The organism is Streptomyces sp. NPDC051677 (assembly GCF_044453465.1).
Lineage (GTDB): Bacteria > Actinomycetota > Actinomycetes > Streptomycetales > Streptomycetaceae > Streptomyces.
Window position 1 is genome coordinate 56,013 of the sequence record NZ_JBITCT010000002.1, and the last position, 23,479, is coordinate 79,491.

Genomic DNA, 23,479 nt, shown 5'->3' on the forward strand with positions numbered 1-23,479 from the left:
GTCGGGCCGTCGCCCGGGCGCAGTCCAGCGCCTCGTCGGGCCATCGCCCGGGCGATCGACCGCGCGCAGGCCAGCGCCTCGGTGTGCGTGGTGTCGACCTCCAGGTCGTAGACCACACCCCGGTGCACGAGCTCCGCCTGCTGCTCGGCTCACCGGGAACCGCTGAGCACGGGGCGGGCCATCGCCCGGGCGATCGTCCGCGCGCAGTCCAGCGCCTCGGTGTGCGTGGTGTCGACCTCCAGGTCGTAGACCACACCCCGGTGCACGAGCTCCGCCTGCTGCTCGGCCATCCCCCGTACCCGGTCGCCGCGCGCGATCTCCCGGCCCGCCGCCACCGCGGCCTCGCACCGGACGCCGACCCAGAGCACGTCGAGTCCGGCGAGGGCCTCGCGCCACCCCTCCTGGGACCGCGCGCCGCCGAGGAAGACGTCGTCGATGATCACCCGGGCGCCGGCGTGGGCCATCGCGGCGATGCCCGTCACCCACGCCGCCTGCAGCGTCATGAACGCGTCGTCGACGCTCACCTCGCCGTCCGCTGCGAACTCGATCCCGGTGCCCGCCCCGGGCATCGCCTCGATCAGCGAGTCGACGCCGAAGGCCAGCCAGGGCTCCGGCAGGACCTCCTGCAGACACCGCACGATCCCCGACTTGCCGGAGCTGGAGCCGCCGTTCAGCACGATCACCTGAGTCGTCGCACGCGTCGTCACGCGGGTCACGGTAAGGGGCCGGCCCCGACTCCCCCACTCGTTTTCAGGCGACCCACTGGTCGTACGCCAGGTTCGCGACCAGTGCGAACACCACCGTCAGCAGGACGACCCGGACGAAGCCGCTGCCCTTCTTCAAAGCCGTGTGCGCGCCGAGCATCCCGCCCGCGAGGTTGAAGACGGCCAGCACGGCCGCCAACTGCCACAGCACGGCGCCCTGCCAGGCGAAGGTCGCGAGCGCGCCCGCGTTGGTACAGCAGTTGACGATCTTGGCGGTGGCCGAGGCGGTGACCAGGTCGAGGTGGAGGACGGCGGTGAGGGCGAGCACCAGGAAGGTGCCCGTGCCGGGGCCGATGAGACCGTCGTAGAAGCCGATGCCGAGGCCGGCGAGGGCGATGGCCGCCAGGATCCGGCGGCGGGAGGCCGGGCCGGTGGCGGGGGCCGTGCCGAAGGCGGGGCGCAGGATCACGAAGGCGGCCACGCCCAGCAGCACCACCATGATCACCGGTTTCAGCACCTCCGTGCTCATCCCCGCGGCGAAGAAGGCCCCGCCGGACGACCCGGCCAGCGCCGCCAGCCCGATCCGCACCGCGATCCGTACGTCCACGGGCGTGCGCCGCGCGTACGTCACCGCCGCGCCCGACGTGCCGACGATCGCGACCGCCTTGTTGGTGCCGAGCGCGGTCGCCGCCGGCGTCCCGGCCGGGAGGCCGAGCAGCAGCACGGGCAGGAGCAGCAGCCCTCCCCCGCCGACCACCGCGTCGATCCAGCCGGCCGCGAGAGCGGCGAGGCAGAGCAGCGCCAGCATGGTCAGGGATATGTCGGGCATGGTCAGGAACCCTATGCGACCGCGGCCGGGACCTGTGTGACGGCCGTGGGGAGCAACCCTCACACCCACCCCCCGCCCCCGCTGAGGGCAGCGTTCCTCGCGGGAAACAACCGTGATGCGGCCGGGTAACGTCGGCACCGCACGCTCCTGGACATGACCTCGAATTCGCGTGTGGTGGTGATCGGCGCCGGCCTCGCGGGCGTACGACTCGCCCGCCGGCTCGGCGAGCTGGGCACGCCCGCGCTGCTGATCGGCGAGGAGCAGCACCGGCCGTACAACCGGGTCCTGCTCGCCGAGGTGCTGGCCGGCCGGTACGCCCCCGAGGTGATCGCGCTGCCCGCGCCCGCCGGACTGGTCCGGGCCCGGGTCACCGGGATCGACCGCGACCGGCGGACGGTGGCCTGCGCGGACGGCTCGGAGATCGCATACGACACGCTGGTCCTGGCCACCGGCTCCAATCCGGTGCTGCCGCCCCTGCGCGGCCTGTTCAGGGACGCATACCTCGCCTCTGCCCGCCGGGCTGAGGAGCCGACCCGCTCTTCCGGCCGGGGGTCCGGGGGTTGTCCCCCGGGAAGGCACAGCACCCCTGACCACGTGCTGCCGGAGGGCGTCCACGCGTTCCGCACCATGGACGACTGCCTCGGTCTGTCGAAGGCGGTACGGCCGGGAGTGCGGGCGGTCGTCATCGGCGGCGGGCTCCTCGGAGTCTCCGCGGCCCGCGCCCTCGCGATGCGCGGCGCGCAGGTCGTCCTCGCGCAGCAGGCCGAGCGGCTCATGGAGCGCCAGCTCGACCCGGGCGCCTCGAAGCTGGTGCTGCGGCACCTGAAGGACCTCGGCGTCGAGGTCCACACCGAGTGCCGGGTGCGCGACGTGCGCTGCGTCGGCGGGGCCGTCCGCTCGGTCGAGATGGCCGACGGTTACACCCTCGGCGCCGATCTGGTGGTGCTGGCCTGCGGGGTCTCCCCGCGCGCCGGTCTCGCCAAGGACGCGGGGCTCGCCGTCCACAAGGGCATCCTCGTGGACGACGAACTGCGTACCTCCGACCCGCACATCCGCGCGATCGGCGACTGCGCGCAGCACGACGGCAACGTGTACGGACTGGCCGCCCCGGCGCTCGAACAGGCGGACGTCCTCGCCGAGTCGCTGACCGGCAGCGCCGCATCCCGCTACTCCGGCACCCGCGCCCTGACCCGGCTCACGCTCGCCGGGAACAGCGCCTTCGACCTCGCCGCGTTCGGCGAGACGGAGCCGCTCCCCGGCGACGACGTCGTGCAGCTCGCCGACGCCACCCGGGGCACCTACCGCAAGGTCGTCGTCCGCGACGACCGTCTGGTCGGCGGGGTCCTCGTCGGCGAACTCGGCACCGTCGGCGCGCTCGCCCGCGCCTGGGAGGGAGCAGAGCCGCTCCCCACCGATGGCGGCCCTTTGCTCCACCTGCTCACCAACGATGGAGGCTCCTGATGACCGCCACCCTGGGGGCCACCCCCACGATCGTGCTCGTCGGCCACGGCATGGTCGGCCAGCGCTTCCTCGAAGCGCTCGCCGAGCGCGGCCTGACCGCCACGCACCGTGTGGTCGTGCTCTGTGAGGAGCCGCGTCCCGCGTACGACCGCGTGGCGCTCACCTCGTACTTCTCGGGCAAGACGCCCGAGGACCTCTCCATGACCGACATGGCGTTCATCGAGACGCACGGCATCGAGCTGTACGTCGGCGACCCGGCGGAGACGATCGACCGCGAGGCGAAGCAGGTCACCGCCCGCTCCGGCCAGGTCTTCGAGTACGACACCCTCGTCCTCGCCACCGGCTCGTTCCCCTTCGTGCCGCCGGTTCCGAACAAGGACGCCGTGGGCTGCTTCGTCTACCGCACCATCGACGACCTGCTCGCGATCGAGGAGTACGCCAAGACGGCGACGACCGGCGCGGTGGTCGGCGGCGGGCTGCTCGGACTGGAGGCGGCCGGCGCGCTGAAGGGTCTCGGACTCACCTCCCACATCGTGGAGTTCGCGCCCCGCCTGATGCCCGTCCAGGTCGACGAGGGCGGCGGCGCGGCCCTGCTGCGCACCATCGAGGACATGGGCCTGTCCGTCCACACGGGCGTGGGCACGCAGGAGATCGTCGTCGGCGAGGACGGCGCGGTCACCGGCATGAAGCTCTCCGACGGCTCCGAACTCTCCACCGACCTGGTGGTGTTCAGCGCCGGCGTCCGCCCCCGCGACCAGCTCGCCCGCGACTGCGGTCTGACGGTCGGCGAGCGCGGCGGCATCACGGTCGACGAGCAGTGCCGCACGGTCTCCGACCCGCACGTCTTCGCGATCGGCGAGTGCGCGCTGGCCTCCGACGGCCGGGTGTACGGCCTGGTCGCCCCCGGTTACGAGCAGGCCGAGACGGCCGCGGCCACCATCGCCGAGGACGAGGCGGAGTTCACCGGCGCCGACCTGTCCACCAAGCTGAAGCTGCTCGGCGTGGACGTGGCGTCCTTCGGCGACGCGCACGGCGCGACCGACGACTGTCTCGACGTCGTCTACTCCGACTCCCGCTCGGGCCTGTACAAGAAGCTGGTCATCGGCCGCGACGGCACCCTGCTCGGCGGCATCCTGGTCGGCGACGCGGAGGCGTACGGCACGCTGAAGGCGTTCACCGGTTCCGTCCCGCCGGTCTCGCCCGAGTCACTGGTGCTGCCCGCCGGCGCCGGCGAGTCCGTCCAGCTCGGCCCGACCGCGCTGCCGGACGACGCGATCATCTGCTCCTGCAACAACGTCCGCAAGGGCACGATCCGCGCCGCGGTCACCGACCACCAGTGCACCACCGTGCCCGAGGTGAAGAAGTGCACCAAGGCCGGTACGACCTGCGGCAGTTGCGTCAAGGTCCTCGGCCAGCTCGTCACCGCCGAACTGGAGGCGTCCGGCGTCGAGGTCGACAAGGGCCTGTGCGGCTGCTTCGCGCAGACCCGCGAGGAGCTCTACGAGATCGTCCTCGCCCTGCGCCTCAACACCTACCAGGACCTCCTCGACCGCTACGGCCGCGAGGACGCCCGGGGCGGCGACGGCTGCGACATCTGCAAGCCCGCGGTCGCGTCGATCATCGCGTCCCTCGCCCCGACGATCGGCGCGAGCGGCTACGTCCTGGACGGCGAGCAGGCGGCCCTGCAGGAGACCAACGACCACTTCCTCGCCAACCTCCAGAAGAACGGCTCCTACTCGGTCGTCCCGCGCATCCCCGGCGGTGAGATCACCCCCGAGGGCCTCATCGTGATCGGTGAGATCGCCCGCGACTTCGGCCTCTACACGAAGATCACCGGCGGTCAGCGCATCGACATGTTCGGCGCGCGGGTCGAGCAGCTCCCGCTGATCTGGACCCGGTTGGTCGACGCCGGCTTCGAGTCCGGCCACGCCTACGGCAAGTCCCTGCGCACGGTGAAGTCCTGCGTCGGCCAGACCTGGTGCCGCTACGGCGTCCAGGACTCCGTCCGCATGGCGATCGACCTGGAACTGCGCTACCGGGGACTCCGCTCGCCCCACAAGCTCAAGTCGGCGGTGTCGGGGTGCGCCCGCGAGTGCGCCGAGGCCCAGTCCAAGGACTTCGGCATCATCGCCACCTCGGGCGGCTGGAACCTCTACGTCGGCGGCAACGGCGGCGCCACCCCGCGCCACGCCGACCTGCTCGCCCAGGATCTCAGCGACGCCGAGCTGATCCGCCTCATCGACCGGTTCCTGATGTTCTACATCCGCACCGCCGACCGCCTGGAGCGCACCTCGACCTGGCTGGAGCGGATCCCCGGCGGCCTGGACCACGTCCGCGACGTGGTCGTGGAGGACTCCCTCGGCATCTGCGAGGAGTTGGAGTCCCTGATGAAGGACCACGTCGCGCACTACGCCGACGAGTGGGCGACCACCATCAACGACCCCGAGAAGCTCGCCCGGTTCGTGTCCTTCGTCAACGCGCCGGACACCCCCGACCCGGTCGTCGGCTTCGTCCCCGAGCGCGACCAGATCAAGCCCGACCTGCCGCTGCTGACCATCGGCCACCGTCCCCTGGAAGGGAGCACCCAGCGATGACCCTGGCAATCGAGACCACCGACCTCAAGGTCCACCTGCGGCTGGAGGAGGGCGGCGAGGACTGGTTCACGGTCTGCGACCTCGGCCAGCTGCTCCCCGGCCGGGGCGTGGCCGCCCTGCTGCCCGACGGCCGCCAGGTCGCCCTGTTCCGCGACCGGGCGGGCGAGCTGTACGCCGTCGACAACCGCGACCCGTTCGGCGGCGCGGCCGTCCTCTCCCGCGGCCTGACCGGCGTCCACCAGGGCCGCCCGTTCGTCGCCTCCCCGCTGCTCAAGCAGCGGTTCGACCTGCGGAGCGGGGAGTGCCTGGACGACGAGACGGTGCGCATCACGACGTACGAGGTGCGGACGGCCTGACGGGCAATGGCTTCCGGGCGGACGGCCTGACGGGGGTCTCCGGGCGGACGGCCTGACGGGGGTTTCCGGGCGGACGGCCTGACGGGCGCGCCCGTCCTGTTGTCGCCTGCCGTCGTACCTGCCGGCGCACCTGCCGTCTGCTATCGGCGGCCGGGCGCGGCGGTCTCCAGGGGTCTGGCCGACCGGGGCGCGGGCACTCCGGGCAGGGCCGGTACCGCCGGCAGCCGGACCACCGCGTCGAGGCCGCCGCGCGGCGCAGGCCGCAAAGTCACCTCGCCGCCGCTCGCGTGGGCGAGGCGCTGCACCAGGGCGAGGCCCAGACCGGTACCGCCCTTGGGGGCGTCCGGGGCGCGCCAGAAGCGGTCGAAGGCGCGCCGACGCTGCTCCTCGGTCATGCCGGGGCCCTCGTCCATGACGTGCAGCTCGACCCACGCCGGACCGGCCGGACGGCTCGGATGCCGGTGCGGGAAACGGCGCTCGTGGGGCGTTCGGGGGGTCTGGTGGCGGGGGTCGATCGAGACCGTGGAGCCCGGCGGCGCCACCCGCAGGGCGTTGGAGAGCAGGTTGTCGAGGATCTGCTCCACCGCGCCGGGCAGCGCCAGCACCTCGCCCGCGTAGTCCCCGGCCAGCGCCAGCCAGACGCCGTGCTGCTCGTACAGCGGCGTCCAGGCGCGGTGGCGTTCCGCGCACACCCGGCCCAGGTCGACCGTCTCCCGTTCGGCGGCGCTCTCGTCGAGCCGGGCCATCGCGAGCAGCCCCTCGACCATCCGGGCCAGCCGGTCGGTCTCGGTCAGCGCGGCGGTGAGCGAGCCCCGCGCGTTCAGGGCGATGTCGTTCTCCAGGTTCTCCAGCCGCAGCCGCAGCGCCGCGAGGGGCGTCTTCAGCTGGTGCGAGGCCTCGCCGGCGAAGGCCCGCTGGGACGCCAGGAGGTGTTCCAGGCGGGCGGCGGTGCGGTTGAAGGTCGCGGCGAGGCTGCGGACCTCCGGCGGCCCCTTGGTGATCGCGACCGGCGTGGCGGCGCCGCCGACGGCCAACTCGTGGGTGGCGTGCTCCAGTTCACGGATGGGACGGCCGGTCCAGCGGGCGATGACGAACCCGAGGGCGGCGACCGCGGTGAGCGCGGCGAGGCCGCCGAGCGCCAGCAACAGCCACACGTGGTGGACGCGTTCGGACACCATCCGGGTCGGCAGGGTGATCCGGACGGCTCCCTGCTCCTCGACGCCGTGCCGGACCGGGGTGGCCACCGCCAGATACTGCACCCCGCCGATGGTGGAGGTGCGGACGTCGGCCGTCGCCGTCCCCTGGAGCGCGGCGGCGATGCCCGGCCAGGAGGCCAGACCGCGCTCCTCGCTCGCGGTGAGCGGATGCGAGCTGGCCAGCAGCGAGCCGCGCTCGTCGACGATCAGCACCTTGCCGCCGATGCGTTCGGCGCAGTGCGCGGCCCGCTCGGGCAGGTCCTGCGCCGCCCGGCCGGCCGAGATGGACAGCGAGGCGAACGCCGACACCGACTCGGCCTCGTCCTTCGCCGCGTTGATCACCCGCTCCCGCTCGCCCCGCGAGTACACGAAGCCCAGCGGGATCTCCAGACAGACCAGGACCAGCGCGGCGAGCGTGAGGTAGCTGAGCAGCAGCCGACGGGTCACCGGTAGGCCGCCGTGGGGTGGGGCTCGTCGAACTGGTGGGCCGAGGTGAAGTCGTGGGACGAGGTGAAGTCGTGAGCTTGGGTGAAGTCGTGGGCTTGGGTGAAGTCGTGGGCTTGGGTGAAGTCGTGGGTCCGATGGGGGTACGGGGGCGGGGGCTCGTATGCGGGGGGCATGGAAGCCTGCTGCGGCGCGGGGGCATGCTGCGGCGCGGGCGCCTGCGGAGTGCCCGGCGAGGTGGTCTGCACGGCCAGCCGGAAGCCCACCCCGCGCAGGGTCTGGATCCAGGCAGGGTGGCCCAACTTCCTTCGCAGGGTGGCCACATGGACGTCGAGCGTCTTCGTCGGCCCCTGGTAGTGCGGGTCCCACACCCGGTCGAGGATCTGCTGCCGCGAGTACACCGCCCCCGGATCCTCGCTGAGCAGCGCGAGCAGCTCGAACTCCTTGGGCGTCAGCGTCACCGCCTCCGGCCCGACCCAGACCTGCCGGGTCCGCCGGTCGACGACGAGGGGGCCGACGGCATCGCCAGTGGGTTGAGGCTGAGGTTGAGGCTGTGGCGAGAACTGGGGCTGCTGCACTTGCGGCTGGGGTTGCGGCTGTGGCTGTGGCTGTGGCTGGGCGTTGTAGCCGGGGGCCGTCTCAGTGAAGTCCCGCTCCTGCAGCCCCCGTTGGGTCCGTCGGGTCACCGCGCGCACCCGGGCCACCAGCTCACGCATGCTGAAGGGCTTCGCCAGGTAGTCGTCGGCGCCCAACTCCAGCCCCAGGACGCGGTCCGCCTCTTCGCCTCTCGCGCTGAGGATGATGATGGGGACGTCGGAAGCCTGACGGATGCCCCGGCAGACGTCGATGCCGTCGATGTCGGGCAACCCCAGGTCGAGCAGGACGACATCGCCGTACGGGCCCCTCAACCCCTCGTTGCCGGTGCCGACGTGATGCACCGTCAGGCCGAAGTTGCCAAGGCCCTCGACGAGCGGTTCGGCGATCGTCCGGTCGTCCTCGATGAGCAGGACTCGTACACCCATGCGTTCCCGTCTCTCCCGTGAACCGAATTCGCGTGTTCCGTGGATCCGTTGCTCCGCCACGCTACAAGAACGGTAAGAAAAACGCCGCACACCCCCCGGACAATGTGAGCAGCGGCTCAACTCCGGACGAAAACTGTCCCATTTTTGTCGCCGGTTTAGTGTTCCTCTAACCTTCGCCTGGCAAAGGCCCCTCTACGGTGATGAGGAACTGGTCGGACCCCCACGACGACCAGCTCTGACCTGGGAGGATCCATGAAGGCACTGCTGGACCGCGCCCGCTCGTTCAAACGACGGGTCGACTTCGAAAGCGGTGAATACCGGCGACTGGCCGAAGGCCAATATCCCGAGGCATTGTTCATCACCTGCTCGGACTCGCGGGTGATACCCGCCCTGATCACGGGCGCACGGCCCGGTGAGATATTCGAGCTGCGAAACGCAGGCAATATCGTTCCGCCGCACGGCCGGCAGGGCGCCTCGGGCGAGGCCGCCACCATCGAGTACGCACTGGAGGTGCTCGGCGTTCAGGACATCGTGGTGTGCGGCCACTCCCACTGCGGCGCGATGGGCGCCCTCAAGTCCGGCGACGACCTCTCCGCCCTGCCCGGCGTGGACGCCTGGCTGCAACTGGCCCGCCCGAGGCTGGCGCCCGTCCTGGACGGCGACGTCGAGGACCCGTCGATGCCGGACGTCGCCCAGCTGAACGTCGTCAACCAGCTGGCGGCGCTGCGGAGTTACCCCACCGCACGTCGGCATCTCGACGCGGGACGGCTGCGACTGCACGGCTGGTACTACGAGGTGGACACCGGCCAGGTGCACGAGCTGGACGCGGACGGCCTGTTTCGGGTGCACGCGGCATGAGCGGCGCCCACGCGACGAGGACCCGCGGCATGCGGGCCCGCGACCCCAGGGCTCCCGAGACCCCCACGGAGGACATGGCCGGTCACCCGGCGAAGCCCCAGCAGAGCCGGCAGGGACCGCGGGACGCCAAGGGTCCGAAGGCCGATCTCGCCACCGAGATCACCGCGTCCCTCGTCGTCTTCCTGGTCGCGCTGCCGCTGTGCATCGGCGTGGCCGTCGCCTCCGGCGTCTCCCCCGAGCTGGGCATCATCTCGGGCGTCATCGGCGGTCTGGTGGTGGGCGCGGCGCGCGGCAGCACGCTCCAGGTGAGCGGCCCGGCCGCCGGTCTCGCCGCGCTGGTCGCGGAGACCGTGCTGGAGCACGGCGTGGCCATGCTCGGCGTGATCGTGCTCTTCTCCGGGCTCCTCCAGATCGTCCTCGGCCTGGTGAGACTGGGCCGGTTCTTCCAGGCGATCTCGCTGGCCGTCGTCCAGGGCATGCTCGCGGGCATCGGTCTGCCGCTGATGTTCAGCCAGGCGTACCCGGCGATGGACGCGAAGGCCCCCGGCACCCCGCTGGAGAACATGGCCGGCATCCCCGGCCTGCTCGCGGACACGGTCGCCGACCCGCAGGCGCTGATCGCGGCGGGCCTGGGCGTCGTCACCGTCGTCCTGAGCTTTCTGTGGAAGAAGGCGCCGGGGCCGATCAAGAAGGTGCCTGCGGCCCTGGTCGCGGTGGGCATCGGCATCGCGGTGGCCGCGGCGCCGGGCGTGGACGTCAAGACGCTCCAGGTCGGCAACCTGCTGGCCTCGGTCGACGTCCCCGGACCGGAGCAGTTCGCGGGACTGGCGGACGCCGGGATCATCACCGCGATCCTCACCTTCACCGTGATCGCCTCGGCGGAGTCCCTGTTCACGGCCGCAGCGGTGGACCGTATGCACGACGGACCACGCACCCGCTACAACCCCGAGCTGATCGCCCAGGGCGCCGGAAACACGCTCGCGGGACTCGTCGGCGCACTGCCCATCACGGCGGTGGTGGCCCGTAGTTCGGCGAACGTCCAGGCGGGCGCCAAGACCCGGCTCTCCCGCACCCTGCACGGCCTGTGGCTGCTGGCCTTCGCCCTCCTGCTCCCCCAGGTGCTGGCCCTGATCCCGATCTCGGTCCTCGCGGGCGTGCTCGTGCACAGCGGCTGGAAGCTCTTCGCGCCCGACGAGTTCCCGAAGATGTGGCGGCAGGACCGCGGCGAGTTCGCGGTCATGACGCTCACCACGCTGGTCATCGTGGCGACGGCGCTCCTGGAGGGCGTCCTGATCGGCCTCGCGGCGGGCATCGTGCTGGCCGCGGTGCGCATGTCGCAGACGGTCATCCGGCAGCACATCGAGGACGACACCGCGAAGGTGGTGATGGCCGGCAACGCGACCTTCCTGCGGCTGCCCCAGGTCATCGAAGCACTGGAGTCCGCCGTCGAGGCCGGCAAACCCCGCATCCGGCTCGACCTCACCGGCGTCACCCACCTCGACCACGCCTGCCGCAGCCAGGTGGAGGAGTTCACCGCCCAGCAACGCGGCAAGGGCCTGCGGGTGGAACTGCTGATGCCGGGCCCGGCGAAACAAGCCCCTGCGGGGGCCGAGGGGCAGGTGGGGTCCGTGGGGCCGGTGCAATCAGTAGGGCCAGTGGGGTCCGTGGGAGCGATGGGAGCAACGGGAACAGCAGAAGCAACGGGAGCAACGGGAGCAACGGGAGCCATGGGGCCGGCGGGCGAGGGCATGGCCCCGGTGGCCGAACGCCCCGCGCCCCCGCAGCCCGACTCACTGCCGCGCCGCCGGCCCGTCCCGGCATCGGCCACCGCATCCGTCGCCGCGTCCGTCGCCACCTCCGCCCCCGGCCCCACCGCAGAGTGGTTCTACCTGGACACCACCGCCATGCCGGAGGACTTCGCGCAGAGGTACGTGGAGGAGTACGCGGACGCATACCTCCCGGATCACCCACAGGGCCACGAGCAGAACCACGGGCAGGGCTACGAGCAGAACCACGGCCAGGACTACCGCCAGGGCCGCGAGCAGAACCACGGCCGGGACTATCGCCAGGGCCGCGAGCAGAACCACGGCCAGGACTACCGCCAGGGCTACGAGCAGAACCACGGCCAGGACTACCGCCAGGGCTACGAGCAGAACCACGGCCAGGACTACCGCCAGGGCCGCGAGCAGGACTACGGCCGGGACTACGACCAGAGCCACGGAGGGGGGTACGCGCAGGGCTACTCCTCCTACTGACAGGGCCCGGGCGGACGGCGTAGGTACAGGTCACGTGCGACCGGCAGGCCGCACCACCCCCGTGCTCCCGCACCCCCGAACCCTCCGACGAAGCTGCAACCCCGGTGCGCGGTCCGGTGTCCCCCAGGACATCGGCCGCGCACCGCAGCGCGGTCGGCGGAGATCGGGGAACGATCATGAACCTTTCGCACGCCTCGCGCACCGCGGCCGTCCTCGCCGTGGCGGCGGTCACCACACTCACCGGAACCTCGGCACTGGCGTCGACACCGACACCGACACCGACACCGGCATCTGCGCCGGCACCGGCACCGGCGCCCGCGCAGGGCCGGGCGATCGACGCCGCCCAGGCCCACCGCAGCGCCCCCTACGCCTGGGCCACCCGCAGGGGCAGCACCATAGGCATCTACGGCATCGACATGCACGGCCAGAGCTTCACGGTCGGCGGCACGGTACGGATGGCCCTCTTCAGCGACGCGGGCCCGCGCGGGATCCCGGTCTGGACGAAGGACGCCACCGCCCGCCGGATCAACGGCCGCCCCGGCGGCTCCTTCAACGTGACGACGGGCCTGCTGGACTGCACCGCATACGGCTACGCGAAGGACTCGACGATGATGGTGTGGGACATCGCCACCGACACGTGGTCCAACAAAGTCCGCGTCTCCACGGGCTGCAACCGGTAACCGGCGCGGCCGAGTTCAGGCCGCTCGTTCGGCTCAGGCGCTCTGGCGGCTTAGGCACTCAGGCGGCTCAGGCTGCTCAAGCGGCTCAGGCCTTGAGCGCGGCGGCGTAGGACACCCCGGTCAACTCCTCGGAGGCGGCCCACAACCGCTCCCCCGCCCGGTCGTCGAGGGTCCAGGGCGCCCGCCGCGACGGTGCGGGCGCCCCGCGCCACATCGCGAGGGACGGTCCCGTGAACGAGTCCGGGCGGACATCGGGCGCGGTCGCCGCGTACAGGGTGGGCAGCGCGCCGGCCTCCGCCGACTGGGCGATCACCCGGTTGCCGAGCGCCATCAGCCGCTCGGCGGCCCGGCGCCCCTCGGCGCGCGGCCCGGCCGTCTGGAGGTTGGTCGCCGCGTACCCCGGGTGCGCTGCGGCCGCCACGACGCCGGACCCGGCCGCCGCGAGCCGACGCGCGAACTCGTGCGTGAACAGCAGGTTGGCCGTCTTGGAACGGCCGTAGGCAGTCCAACGGCGGTAGCGCCGCTCGGAGTTGAGATCGTTCGCATCGATGTTGCCCAGCAGGTGGGCCATGCTGGAGACGGTCACAACCCGCGCCCCGGACCGCACCCCGGACGACCGGCCCTGCGCGGCGAGCAGCGCGGGCAGCAGAAGCCCGGTGAGGGCGAAGTGCCCGAGATGGTTCACCCCGAACTGCGTCTCGAACCCGTCGGCGGTCGTGCCGTACGGCATCGCCATCACCCCCGCGTTGTTGACGAGCAGATCGAGCCGCTCGTACGGCAACGACTCGGCGAACTCCCGTACGGAGGCCAGGTCCCCGAGATCGAGCCGCCCCAACTCCACGCCCGCGCCTGGTAGTTCACCACGCAGCCGCGCGACGGCATCCCGCCCTCGCGCCTCACTCCGGCAGCCGAGCACGACCCGCGCACCCTTGCGGGCAAGCTCCCGCGCGGCGACGTACCCGAGCCCGCTGTTGGCCCCGGTGACGACAGCGGTACGACCGCTCTGATCAGGCATGTCACGCACACTCCAGCCGGCCATGACCGCACTCCTTCCATTGCACCCGCGCTCTCGCCGCAGCCTACGGCGACGACTCCAGACTGGATTGAAAGGAACTCGACAGCCAATCGGAGGAACACGGTCGGGCGGCGGCTCGTTACTCGCCAACGAAGTTCAAAGCAGAAGCAAAGCCGCACACCCACTGCGGCCACAGCTCACGGTGTTACGCCGTTCGCCGCCCGCACCCCACCCCGGAGGCACGTAACCATGACCCCCACCCCCTTCGCATCCCCGTCCCGCCGCACGTTCCTCGGCGGCACCGCCCTGGCCGCCCTCACCCTCACGGCCACGACGACCCCCGCCACAGCCGGCGCCACCACCCCCACCCCCTCCTGGCCCACCGAGTACCCCCTCCCCGACGGCTGGCTCCCCGAGGGCATCGCCATCGGCAGCAAGCCGTACGCCTACCAGGGCTCGCGCGCGAACGGCGGCATCTACCGCACCGACCTGCGCACCGGCGAGGGCAAGGTCCTGTACGCGGGCGGCGCCGGACAGGTCGCGGTCGGCCTGAAGCTCGACCACGACGGGCTGCTGTACGTGGCGGGCAGCACAGGAGTGGCACGCGTGGTCGACGCCCGCACCGGCACATTGGTGACGACCCATCAACTAACTGAAGCCGCAGGTCACTTCATCAACGACGTGACCCTGCTCGGCGACCGCGCCTGGTTCACCGACTCACGGGACGCGGTCCTGTACGGCGTCCCGCGCGGCCGCGCCGGCGGCGAGGTCCGCGCGCTCCCCCTCACCGGCGACTGGGTCCAGCTCCCCGACGTCAACAACGCCAACGGGATAGTCGGCACGCCGGACGGCCGCGGCCTGATCGTCGTCAAGAGCACACCGGGCGAGCTGTACAACGTGAACCTCAGGACGGGCCACGCCACCAGGATCACGCTGGTCGGCGCGCCGGACGTCGTCAACGGCGACGGCCTCTACCGCATCGGCCGCACCCTGTACGTCGTCCAGAACCGCCTGAACCTCATCAGCGTCTGGTCCCTGGACCGCACCGCCACCACCGCCACCCTGACCCGCACGATCACCGACCCCCGCTTCGACGTCCCCACCACTGCCGCCCGCTACGGCAACCGCCTCTACCTGGTCAACGCGCGCTTCACCAGCCCACAGCTCCCGGAGACGACGTTCACGGCGGTGGCGGTGACGATCCGACGCGACGAGGCAGCCAGTAGGTAGCCAGGCAGGCAGGCAGCCAGGCAAGCAAGCAGGCAGGCAGGCAGGCAGGCAGGGATGTCATCATGAACGCATGACGACCATCACCGCCTGCCGAAAGGCAGATGGCGCGTAGCCGCCCCGGCGCGCTGCGCGCCAACCAATCTCCCGACCCCCGCACCCGCGAGACTCCTCAGCCGGTACGCATCCACGGCCTCTCCGCCCACACCAGCCTCGCGATCCACCGCGTCGAGGACGAGAGCGGAACCTACTTCCTCTCCCCCGGCGCGACAGCGAGCGCACTGCGCCGCTACCGCAAGTTCGTGACGACCCCCGGCCGCGGCACTCTCTACCCCCGCGCCTCCGCATGCCCCGCCTGCCCAGGCTGCGGCCTCGACGACGTCCGCCACGCCCGAGACGTCCTGGCCGAGACGTTGCGCCTGCTCCCACCCAGAGCCCGAGCCGAACTGGGCCGCGCGGTAGCGGAGTTGGACCGCCGGTATCTGCTACGCACTCTGCCCGCACCCCGGTCGGGACCGGGCCCCTGGTGGCACCGTCGCCTGGCGGAGGGAGCGGAGGGCTGGTGACCGTCCGACCCAGGCGATGCACACAGAAAAGTCACAGATCAGCTACGTCACTTACACAGCCCTTAAATCGGCCATACCGTTCGTCCCCTCGCATCACAGATCGGGGGACCGCTATGAGCAATCCGTACACCGCCACGAACACCGCGCCCACCCAGAACCCCACGCCCCGCTGGGCCCGGAAGAGATACGTGCTGCCGGCCCTCGCTCTGGCCCTGTTCATCGGCGCGGGCATCGGCGCCGGCGACGGCGACAAGAAGACGGAGGCAAAGCCGACCTCGGCCGCACCCCAACCGACGGTGACCGTGACGACCACAGCCACGGAGACCGCCACACCGGAACCGGCGGCCACAGTGACGGCCACGGCCACAGTGAAGGTGACGGCGACGAAGACGGTGACGGTAACGGCGAAGGCCGCGGCGAACGACACGGCCGCCGACGACTCGGGCGGCTCGGACGACTCCGGAAGCGTCTACTACGAGAACTGCACAGCCGCCCGCGCGGCCGGCGCCGCTCCCGTACACGTCGGCGACCCCGGATACAGCCGCCACCTGGACCGCGACGGCGACGGAGTCGGCTGCGAATGAGAACCCGGGCGCTCAGTGGCAGGCGGGCAGGTGCTGGGCTTGGACGTAGCCCCAGCGTCCGGAGTTGGGGGCATAGCCGAGGATCCAGGACTTCGGGTGGTGGGTTCCGCAGCGTTGGGTGGTGATGTAGAAGGGATCGCCCGCCCGGACGTTGCCGATGGCGAAGGCCTTGGGGGCGTTGCGCAGTGTTCCGACGTGATGGGTGCCGATGCGCAGCATGGTCCGCTTGTCCTTCCCCGCGTGTGGGGCGCTGATCACCACGTCCTTGCTCGTCCCGCTGCCTCCGACGGCGCGTAGATCGGGCAGCGGCTGCCCGTGCTTGTTGTAGGCGCGTGGGTCGGCCAGACAGGACTTGGCAATGACCCCCCAGCTCGGCTCGCCGACCTTCGCGTAGTCGAGCACGAGCGCGTAGTCCTTGTAGGTGTACCGAACGCCGACGTTGTACGCCTTGCCGCGGGGCGAACGCCGTTGCTTGGTCCAGCCCCAGTCCGGAACCCCCGGCCTGGGGTAGTTGGCGTGGACCACGCAGCTCGCCCGGGTGAGAGTGGTCGCGTGCGTGTAGTGGTCACCGTTGGCGTCTTCGGCATCGGCGGTCGCGGCTAGGACGGACAGGGATGTTGCCAACGCGGTGGCGATGACGGCGAATTGCTTCCACGTTTGCATGTGGGCTCCTGACGGCGAAGTTGACCGTGACTGCCCACAGGGGGCGTTGCGTGCGAGGGAATCGCATCCGTTGCAGGTCCGCCGGGGACCCACAGGCCAATCAGCCAGACGAGTGACATGACCGTGGGGCGGCACCCCGTACCCCGGGATGCCGCCCCACATCACGTTCGACCGACGACCGTCAGTCCCGCCGGATCAGCTCTGGGTCAATGCGCCGCCCGATCAGCGGCAGGGATCCGAAGGCGGCGACCACGACGACCCCAAGAGCGCAGGCCAACAGCAGCGGCACACCACCCCCGTCCCAGAAGACCTCGCCACCGCCGCTGACGAGATAGCTGGACTCCGCCGCCTTCCCTGCGACGACCGCCAGCCCCAGACCCACGGCCAGTGGCAACACCACCTGCGCCACCTGCACAGCCCTCAACGTACGAGGCCGCGCACCGAGGAGAGAAAGAGCGGTCACCTGCGGTCGGCGCTCGACCGCACGGTCGGTGGCAGCTACAAGGTAGGCGGCTACGCCGATGATGAGGCCGAGGACCATGCCCATGGCGAGGATCGTCTTGACGACGGTGATCTGTTGAAGGGCTGTCACCACGACACCGGGCGTATCCACCTCGGCGGTGGGATCGACTCCGCCGATACCGTCCAGGACTGAACGGACGGAATCGGGCGCCGAGCTGCTGGCCAGCATGAGGGTGGCCCCCTCAGCTCGGAAGCCGTCAGGCAGGAAGGATGGAGGGATTACGACATCTCCACTACTCAGTGGAGAAATTCCTGTTTCATCATGGAAGATCACTTCTTCCTTCGGTACCCGTACAGTCATCACGCGCAGCTCCCCGCTCGCGTTCCTGAGATGGAACGGGAAACTTGCACCAGGCCGGCTGTCTTCGTTGTAGGTCTCCCTAGGGTTCACCACCCGGAAGGGCCGCCCGTCCGTACAGCGTCCGATGTACGGCACAGTCCCGCGAAGTTGACCGCATGTGGCGATCATGGCGTAGATCACTGGTGGGAATTCGGCTTCCGGAGATGACCAAGAACTGGCATACACCCCGTGTCCACGGACACCTTCTACCGCCTCGAAGGCCCGCTGCCGCGCCTGGGTGACACCGTCCAAAGAGAGTCCATATGACTGGACAGGCGAGGTGTGCTTGGAGACCTGATCCAGTTCGATGAGTACCCCCTGCGCGAGCGACGCCGCGTAGACGAGCAGTACGAGACCGGTCGCGACGCGCAAGGCCCCGCCTGGTTCCACCTCGTTACGTCTCATAGCCAGGCCGAGCGACAGGGAACTGGTGCGTGCCACCGTCCGGGACAGGCTCCGCGAGAGGATCGGGAGCGACAGCACGAGTCCGACGCCCACCAGCACGACGGAAAGCGGCATCAGGATCGACGAGACAGAGGTGTCCCGGGGCACGTGCCCCGTCGCGCCGGCCACGCAATACCCGGTGATGATGCCCAGTCCTGGAAGCAGCGGCAGCAGCCCCCACTTCGCGGGCGGTTTCTCCACCGCGCCACGCCTCACGGCCAACGGGTTCGCAGCAGCCTTTCTGGCTCCGACCGCGCCCGCGAACCAGGCGAGCGCCGGACAACCGATCAGGCAGATGAGGGTGGCAGACAAGGACAGCGATCCGTCGGACGGATACCACCGGAAGCCGGGAAGACCCACACGGGAAATGAGTTGATTGGCCATCGCATAGACGCCCAGGCCGAAGACCGCTCCGAGCAGTGCCGCTGCGACCGTCTCAGCCGCGTTGACACGCTGGACACCCTTCTTGCTCAGCCCGACCAACCGCAGTGCGGCGAGCCGTCGGGCCCGCGCTGCGGCCGACAATCGCGCGCATACCGACAGGTACACGGCCAGTGGAAGCAGCACGACACCCGCAAGCGTGAACCGCACGATATCCAGCGTCGAGGGCTCCACGGTTTCATCGTTTGTATATGGCATCCCGTAGAACTTCACGGGATGCCCGCCCTTCAGCTGGTCCCGAGCGACACCGATGTACGCGTACAGCTCATCGGGATGGGCCAGCCCTTGCGCGCCGATGAGTCCCCGTTCCCGCCCCGGCACGAGTTGGGCGAGTCCCGGCTCCTTCCTGAGCTCTTCGTGCAGTCGCGGCGACACGAACGTCTCGCCCGGAGCCGGCAGTTCACTCAGACCCGGTGGAGGGGCAATGGCGTAGGCACCTGGCGCGTGGAAGACGCGGGTCATGGGGCGGGAGCCGTACGGGTCCGTCAGGCTGACCTCAAGAGGTGCCCTGTTGGCGCCGACACAGAATTGGCGACCGCCGCGGCAATCCCCCTCACGTGCTGCCTTACGTCCGTCCTGCGCTGCCAGGATCCCTGGGATCGCAAGCACCATGGCCAAGCAACAGACACCGACGGCACTACCTCCGGCCATGAGGAGGAAACGCACACGGTTGGCCCGCCCACTACCCAGCAACAGCCGTAGGCCCAGCAAAAGTTCCTTCATGTCACCTCCCGCGCCGAGAGGACACCGTCGCGCATCGCGTATTGGCTGTCGGCCCGGGAGGCCACCTGGGCATCGTGGGTGACGAGCACCACGGCCGTTCCCTGGGAACGCGCCAGGGACAGGAACTCCTCCAGTACAGCGGTGGCGTTCGCGCTGTCCAGCGATCCCGTCGGCTCATCAGCGAACACCACTGCCGGCCGATGCACCAACGCCCGTGCGACCGCGACGCGTTGGCTCTGGCCTCCCGAAACCTGCGAGGGCCGTCGCTGCCGCAGGTCGGCGAGGCCCAGCCGACCGAGAACCTCCCCGGCGGCGGTCAGCGCCTCTGTTTTGCGCTGCCCTGCCAGACGCAGCGGCAGGGCGGTGTTCTCCTCCACGGTCAGCTCCGGGAGCAGTTCGCCGTATTGGAAAACGAATCCGAAACGCTCACGGCGCAGCTTGCTGAGTTCCTCATCGTCAAGTTCGCCGAGGGCGCGTCCCTCGAAGCGGACTTCGCCGCTTGCCACGGACAGGACTCCAGCGAGGCAGTACAGCAACGAGGACTTGCCGGAGCCGCTCTGCCCCGTGATCGCCACGACTTCGCCACGGCGCAGGCTGATTTCGGCGTTCCTGACAGCGGGCGTCTCACCGTAGAAGAGATCGACGCCCTTGGCGGACAAGACTTCTGACGTGTTGATGATGGCTCCCCTATGACGACAGGGAGCCCAAATGCGGGGCATCTGGGCTCTATGTACAGAAGGCTCTTAGTGAGCGGCCAAGTACTTCGCCGTGGGGGAGCAATTGTCAGGATGCAGACTGCCGCGGTCACGGCAGGCCCTAATCTCTGCCTTGGTGGTATAGCGCTGGGCGCCGTCCCAGTTCGAGTGGTGCAGGAAGACCGTCTTCCCTTGCTGGCCGTTGTAGCGCACCCAAGCGTGCCCCTCGACGCGAACCTGCATGTAGACGTTGTGACCGTCCTGCACGTCGGTGTCCTTCAGTTTGCCCTTCCACTCGAACGCCCCGTGGTTCTGATCTGCTGGATTGAAGCGGTATTCACCCTCAAGGAAGCGAACGCCCCCGGACTTCAACAACGGGATGGCTGGCCAGCCCCCCGCACCAACCGCCGTCCCCGCCCCCATGAGAAACGCCCCCGCTGCCAGCACTCCGGCCAATACCTTCCGCATTGCGCACCTCTCTGCGCCCGGCGGCCCCTTCGACCACCACTGACAACAGAAAGTAGTCGGTTGATCACGTGCTGAAACCTTCAGTCGTCCACCCACCATCACATCAGGTGATCGAAATCCAGACACCCGCGCTCAGATACAGAGCTGATCGAGCCATCGGAAGACCGACAACACAAGAGGACGGCACCCCCGCACAGGGTGCCGTCCTCCTTGGTGCGCCGGAGCCGCCGCCGATCGGTGAGGGTCGGGGACCGACGGCGGCTCCGGGGTTCGGTGGGCGCTCGGGGACTTAACCCGTCAGGGCAGCCTCCGGCTCAGCGGTGGTCGCTTCCTGCCGACTGGGTGGCCGCCCGGCCCGCCTCCAACCGGGCCACCGGGATGCGGAACGGGGAGCAGGAGACGTAGTCCAGGCCCACCTCGTGGAAGAAGTGGACGGACTCCGGGTCGCCGCCGTGTTCGCCGCAGACGCCGAGTTTCAGGTCGGGGCGGGTCGCCCGGCCCGCCTCGGCCGCGGCCTTGACCAGTGAGCCGACGCCGTCCTTGTCGATCGTCTCGAAGGGGCTGACGCCGAAGATGCCCTTCTCGAGGTAGGCCGTGAAGAAGGAGGCCTCGACGTCGTCGCGGCTGAAGCCCCACACCGTCTGGGTGAGGTCGTTCGTGCCGAAGGAGAAGAACTCGGCCGCCTCCGCGATCTGGGCGGCGGTGAGGGCGGCCCGCGGGAGTTCGATCATCGTGCCGATCGCCAGCTTGAGTTCGACGCCCGTCGCCGCCTCGACCTCCGCGACGACCTGGTCGGCCTCCTCGCGGACGATCTCCAGCTCCTGGACGGTGCCGACCAGCGGGATCATGATCTCGGCGCGCGGGTCGCCCTTGGCGTTCTTGCGTTCCGCCGCCGCCTCCGCAATGGCCCGGACCTGCATCGTGAACAGGCCGGGGATGACGAGACCGAGGCGTACGCCCCGCAGGCCCAGCATCGGGTTCTGCTCGTGCAGACGGTGGACCGCCTGGAGCAGGCGCAGGTCGTTCTCGTGGGACTCCTGGCGGGACTCGGCCAGCGCCACGCGCACCGACAGCTCGGTGATGTCGGGCAGGAACTCGTGCAGCGGCGGGTCCAGGAGACGGATCGTCACCGGGAGGCCGTCCATCGCCTCGAAGAGCTCGACGAAGTCCTTCTTCTGCAGCGGCAGGAGCTGCTTCAGCGACTCCTCGCGCTCCTCCTCCGTGTCCGCCAGGATGAGGCGTTCCACCAGCTCACGCCGGTCGCCGAGGAACATGTGCTCGGTGCGGCACAGGCCGATGCCCTGGGCGCCGAAGCGCCGGGCGCGCAGCGCGTCCTCGGCGTTGTCGGCGTTCGCGCGCACCCGCAGCCGTCGCTTGCGGTCGGCGAAGGCCATGATGCGGTGGACGGCCTCGACGAGCTCGTCGGCGTCGTCGGCGCCGGCGTGCATCCGGCCTTCGAAGTACTCCACCACGGGGGACGGGACGACCGGGACCTCGCCCAGGTAGACCTTGCCGCTCGACCCGTCGATGGAGATGACGTCGCCTTCCTCCACCACGTGGCCGCCCGGCACCGTCATCCGGCGGCGCTTGGTGTCGACCTCGAGCTCCTCCGCGCCGCAGACGCAGGTCTTGCCCATGCCGCGGGCCACCACTGCGGCATGCGAGGTCTTGCCTCCGCGGCTGGTCAGGATGCCCTCGGCCGCGATCATGCCGTCGAGGTCGTCGGGGTTGGTCTCGCGGCGGACGAGGATGACCTTCTCGCCCGAGCGCGACCACTTCACGGCGGTGTACGAGTCGAACACGGCCTTGCCGACGGCCGCGCCCGGCGAGGCCGCGATGCCCCGGCCGACCTTCTCCACCTTCGCGTCCTCGTCGAAGCGGGGGAACATCAGCTGGGCGAGCTGGGCGCCGTTGACGCGCTGGAGGGCTTCCGTCTCGTCGATGAGGCCCTGGTCGACGAGCTGGGTCGCGATGCGGAAGGCCGCGCCCGCCGTGCGCTTGCCGACGCGCGTCTGGAGCATCCACAGCTGACCGCGCTCGATGGTGAACTCGATGTCGCAGAGGTCCTTGTAGTGGTTCTCCAGCGTCTCCATGATCTGCATCAGCTGGTCGTACGACTTCTTGTCGATGTGCTCCAGTTCCGCGAGCGGGACGGTGTTGCGGATGCCCGCGACGACGTCCTCGCCCTGGGCGTTCTGGAGGTAGTCGCCGTAGACGCCCTGGTGGCCGGAGGCCGGGTCGCGGGTGAAGGCGACGCCCGTGCCGGAGTCGGGGCCGAGGTTGCCGAAGACCATCGAGCAGACGTTGACGGCGGTGCCGAGGTCGCCGGGGATGCGCTCCTGGCGGCGGTAGAGCTTGGCGCGGTCGGTGTTCCAGGAGTCGAAGACCGCGTGGATGGCGAGGTCCATCTGCTCGCGCGGGTCCTGCGGGAAGTCGCGGCCGGCCTCGGACTTGACGATCTTCTTGAAGCGGGTGACCAGCTTCTTCAGGTCCGCCGCCTCCAGCTCGGTGTCGACGGTGACCTTCTTCGCGGTCTTCGCGGCCTCCAGCGCGTCCTCGAAGAGCTCGCCGTCGACGCCGAGGACGGTCTTGCCGAACATCTGGATGAGGCGGCGGTAGGAGTCCCACGCGAAGCGGTCGTCGCCGGCCTGCTTGGCCAGGCCCTGGACGGACTTGTCGGAGAGGCCGATGTTCAGGACGGTGTCCATCATGCCGGGCATCGAGAACTTCGCGCCCGAGCGGACGGAGACGAGGAGCGGGTTGTCGGCCTGGCCGAGCTTCTTGCCCATCCGCTCTTCCAGGGCGTCGAGGTGCGCACTCACCTCGTCACGCAGTGCCGCGGGCTCCTCGCCGCTCGCGAGGTAGACCTTGCAGGCCTCGGTGGTGATGGTGAAGCCCGGAGGGACGGGAAGGCCCAGGTTGGTCATCTCGGCGAGGTTGGCGCCCTTGCCGCCGAGGAGGTCCTTGAGGTCCTTGTTGCCCTCGGTGAAGTCATAGACGAACTTCACGCCCTCAACGCTCGCGGCCTGCTCGGTTACCGGGAGATCTTTGTTTTCCGACACGGGTCTCGACTCCTCGAGGACGCGGTGGCTGCCCTGACGGCCAGGAACATACCCAGATCAAAGGCGTCTGGGTACGTCTACTCGCGCGTCATGTGCTCGTAACCAGTCGTCCGCCAGCGGATCGAAAGTCAAGGCTTGGCAAGCCCAGGGCAGCGGATGTTTTCACTTCTTGAACGCAAGCACCTCCGATGGGCTCCATTTTACGCTCACATGAGCGCCGCTCGGCACGATTGTCGCTCGATTGATTTCGATCGATGAACGATCAAGGGGTGGCACTCAGTGCCACCCCTTGGAGAAGTGCAGCGACCCATGATCCGCTCATCTGAGCAC

The 23,479-nt window shown here is 70.1% G+C and carries 18 protein-coding genes and 2 pseudogenes; 9 read left to right on the top strand and 11 right to left on the bottom strand.

Annotation, left to right across the window (positions count from 1 at the left end; genetic code table 11):
- Nucleotides 1-50 precede the first annotated feature (50 nt).
- From ACIBAF_RS03250 to ACIBAF_RS03260, 3 genes and pseudogenes are all read right to left on the bottom strand, one after another.
- A pseudogene (locus ACIBAF_RS03250) lies at nt 51-149 on the bottom strand (chloramphenicol phosphotransferase); the annotation flags it as partial.
- Nucleotides 150-683: a chloramphenicol phosphotransferase CPT gene (cpt, locus tag ACIBAF_RS03255; RefSeq protein ID WP_399461604.1), complete on the bottom strand. Its 534-nt coding sequence runs from the start codon at nt 681-683 to the stop codon at nt 150-152.
- A 67-nt stretch (nt 684-750) separates the two neighbouring features.
- Nucleotides 751-1,533, bottom strand: a complete 783-nt coding sequence (locus ACIBAF_RS03260; protein WP_399461389.1) for a sulfite exporter TauE/SafE family protein — start codon at nt 1,531-1,533, stop codon at nt 751-753.
- A 153-nt stretch (nt 1,534-1,686) separates the two neighbouring features.
- On the opposite strand from ACIBAF_RS03260, the gene ACIBAF_RS03265 reads away from it, so the two are divergent.
- Genes ACIBAF_RS03265 through nirD form a run of 3 tightly spaced genes read left to right on the top strand, consistent with a single transcriptional unit; the run spans nt 1,687 to nt 5,944 of the window.
- Nucleotides 1,687-2,994: an NAD(P)/FAD-dependent oxidoreductase gene (locus ACIBAF_RS03265; RefSeq protein ID WP_399461390.1), complete on the top strand. Its 1,308-nt coding sequence runs from the start codon at nt 1,687-1,689 to the stop codon at nt 2,992-2,994.
- Nucleotides 2,994-5,588 (top strand): nitrite reductase large subunit NirB, encoded by a 2,595-nt coding sequence (gene nirB / locus ACIBAF_RS03270; protein WP_399461391.1) that lies wholly within the window; start codon nt 2,994-2,996, stop codon nt 5,586-5,588. Before ACIBAF_RS03265 ends, nirB begins: the two co-directional genes overlap by 1 nt.
- Nucleotides 5,585-5,944: a nitrite reductase small subunit NirD gene (nirD, locus tag ACIBAF_RS03275; protein ID WP_399461392.1), complete on the top strand. Its 360-nt coding sequence runs from the start codon at nt 5,585-5,587 to the stop codon at nt 5,942-5,944. Before nirB ends, nirD begins: the two co-directional genes overlap by 4 nt.
- 140 nt (nt 5,945-6,084) lie before the next feature.
- Here nirD and ACIBAF_RS03280 read toward each other — a convergent pair whose 3' ends face one another.
- Nucleotides 6,085-7,587, bottom strand: coding sequence for a sensor histidine kinase (locus ACIBAF_RS03280; protein WP_399461393.1), 1,503 nt, complete (start codon nt 7,585-7,587; stop codon nt 6,085-6,087).
- The gene (locus tag ACIBAF_RS03285) at nt 7,584-8,606 is read right to left on the bottom strand and encodes a response regulator transcription factor (RefSeq protein WP_399461394.1); all 1,023 of its coding nucleotides are present in this window, start codon (nt 8,604-8,606) and stop codon (nt 7,584-7,586) included. The genes ACIBAF_RS03280 and ACIBAF_RS03285 overlap by 4 nt, the downstream gene beginning before the upstream one ends.
- A 252-nt stretch (nt 8,607-8,858) precedes the next feature.
- Here ACIBAF_RS03285 and ACIBAF_RS03290 point away from each other — a divergent pair, with 252 nt between their 5' ends.
- The 3 genes and pseudogenes from ACIBAF_RS03290 (at nt 8,859) to ACIBAF_RS03300 (ending at nt 12,399) form a co-directional block, all read left to right on the top strand.
- Nucleotides 8,859-9,464 carry a carbonic anhydrase gene (locus ACIBAF_RS03290; RefSeq protein WP_399461395.1) on the top strand — a complete coding sequence of 202 codons (606 nt, stop codon included), beginning with the start codon at nt 8,859-8,861 and terminating at the stop codon, nt 9,462-9,464.
- A pseudogene (locus tag ACIBAF_RS03295) lies at nt 9,461-11,380 on the top strand (SulP family inorganic anion transporter); the annotation flags it as partial. The gene ACIBAF_RS03290 and the pseudogene ACIBAF_RS03295, both read left to right, overlap by 4 nt.
- Before the next feature lie 515 nt (nt 11,381-11,895).
- The gene (locus ACIBAF_RS03300; protein ID WP_399461396.1) at nt 11,896-12,399 is read left to right on the top strand and encodes a hypothetical protein; all 504 of its coding nucleotides are present in this window, start codon (nt 11,896-11,898) and stop codon (nt 12,397-12,399) included.
- A gap of 85 nt (nt 12,400-12,484) precedes the next feature.
- On the opposite strand, the gene ACIBAF_RS03305 is transcribed toward ACIBAF_RS03300, so the two are convergent.
- Complete coding sequence (locus tag ACIBAF_RS03305; RefSeq protein WP_399461397.1) at nt 12,485-13,438, bottom strand: oxidoreductase; 954 nt, start codon at nt 13,436-13,438, stop codon at nt 12,485-12,487.
- 225 nt (nt 13,439-13,663) lie between these two features.
- Here ACIBAF_RS03305 and ACIBAF_RS03310 point away from each other — a divergent pair, with 225 nt between their 5' ends.
- The 3 genes from ACIBAF_RS03310 (at nt 13,664) to ACIBAF_RS03320 (ending at nt 15,791) form a co-directional block, all read left to right on the top strand.
- Entirely contained in the window at nt 13,664-14,644 is a 981-nt protein-coding gene (locus ACIBAF_RS03310) for an SMP-30/gluconolactonase/LRE family protein (protein WP_399461398.1), read from the top strand.
- A gap of 101 nt (nt 14,645-14,745) precedes the next feature.
- Nucleotides 14,746-15,207: a hypothetical protein gene (locus ACIBAF_RS03315; protein ID WP_399461399.1), complete on the top strand. Its 462-nt coding sequence runs from the start codon at nt 14,746-14,748 to the stop codon at nt 15,205-15,207.
- A gap of 113 nt (nt 15,208-15,320) precedes the next feature.
- The gene (locus tag ACIBAF_RS03320) at nt 15,321-15,791 is read left to right on the top strand and encodes an excalibur calcium-binding domain-containing protein (protein WP_399461400.1); all 471 of its coding nucleotides are present in this window, start codon (nt 15,321-15,323) and stop codon (nt 15,789-15,791) included.
- A 12-nt stretch (nt 15,792-15,803) separates the two neighbouring features.
- Here ACIBAF_RS03320 and ACIBAF_RS03325 read toward each other — a convergent pair whose 3' ends face one another.
- From ACIBAF_RS03325 to ppdK, 5 genes are all read right to left on the bottom strand, one after another.
- The gene (locus tag ACIBAF_RS03325) at nt 15,804-16,454 is read right to left on the bottom strand and encodes a hypothetical protein (protein WP_399461401.1); all 651 of its coding nucleotides are present in this window, start codon (nt 16,452-16,454) and stop codon (nt 15,804-15,806) included.
- A 181-nt stretch (nt 16,455-16,635) separates the two neighbouring features.
- Complete coding sequence (locus ACIBAF_RS03330) at nt 16,636-18,924, bottom strand: FtsX-like permease family protein (RefSeq protein ID WP_399461402.1); 2,289 nt, start codon at nt 18,922-18,924, stop codon at nt 16,636-16,638.
- Nucleotides 18,921-19,643, bottom strand: coding sequence for an ABC transporter ATP-binding protein (locus tag ACIBAF_RS03335; protein ID WP_399461403.1), 723 nt, complete (start codon nt 19,641-19,643; stop codon nt 18,921-18,923). Before ACIBAF_RS03335 ends, ACIBAF_RS03330 begins: the two co-directional genes overlap by 4 nt.
- Before the next feature lie 24 nt (nt 19,644-19,667).
- Nucleotides 19,668-20,087, bottom strand: a complete 420-nt coding sequence (locus ACIBAF_RS03340) for a hypothetical protein (RefSeq protein ID WP_399461404.1) — start codon at nt 20,085-20,087, stop codon at nt 19,668-19,670.
- Nucleotides 20,088-20,401: 314 nt separating this feature from the next.
- Nucleotides 20,402-23,149 (bottom strand): pyruvate, phosphate dikinase, encoded by a 2,748-nt coding sequence (ppdK, locus tag ACIBAF_RS03345; protein ID WP_399461405.1) that lies wholly within the window; start codon nt 23,147-23,149, stop codon nt 20,402-20,404.
- Nucleotides 23,150-23,479: the final 330 nt, after the last annotated feature.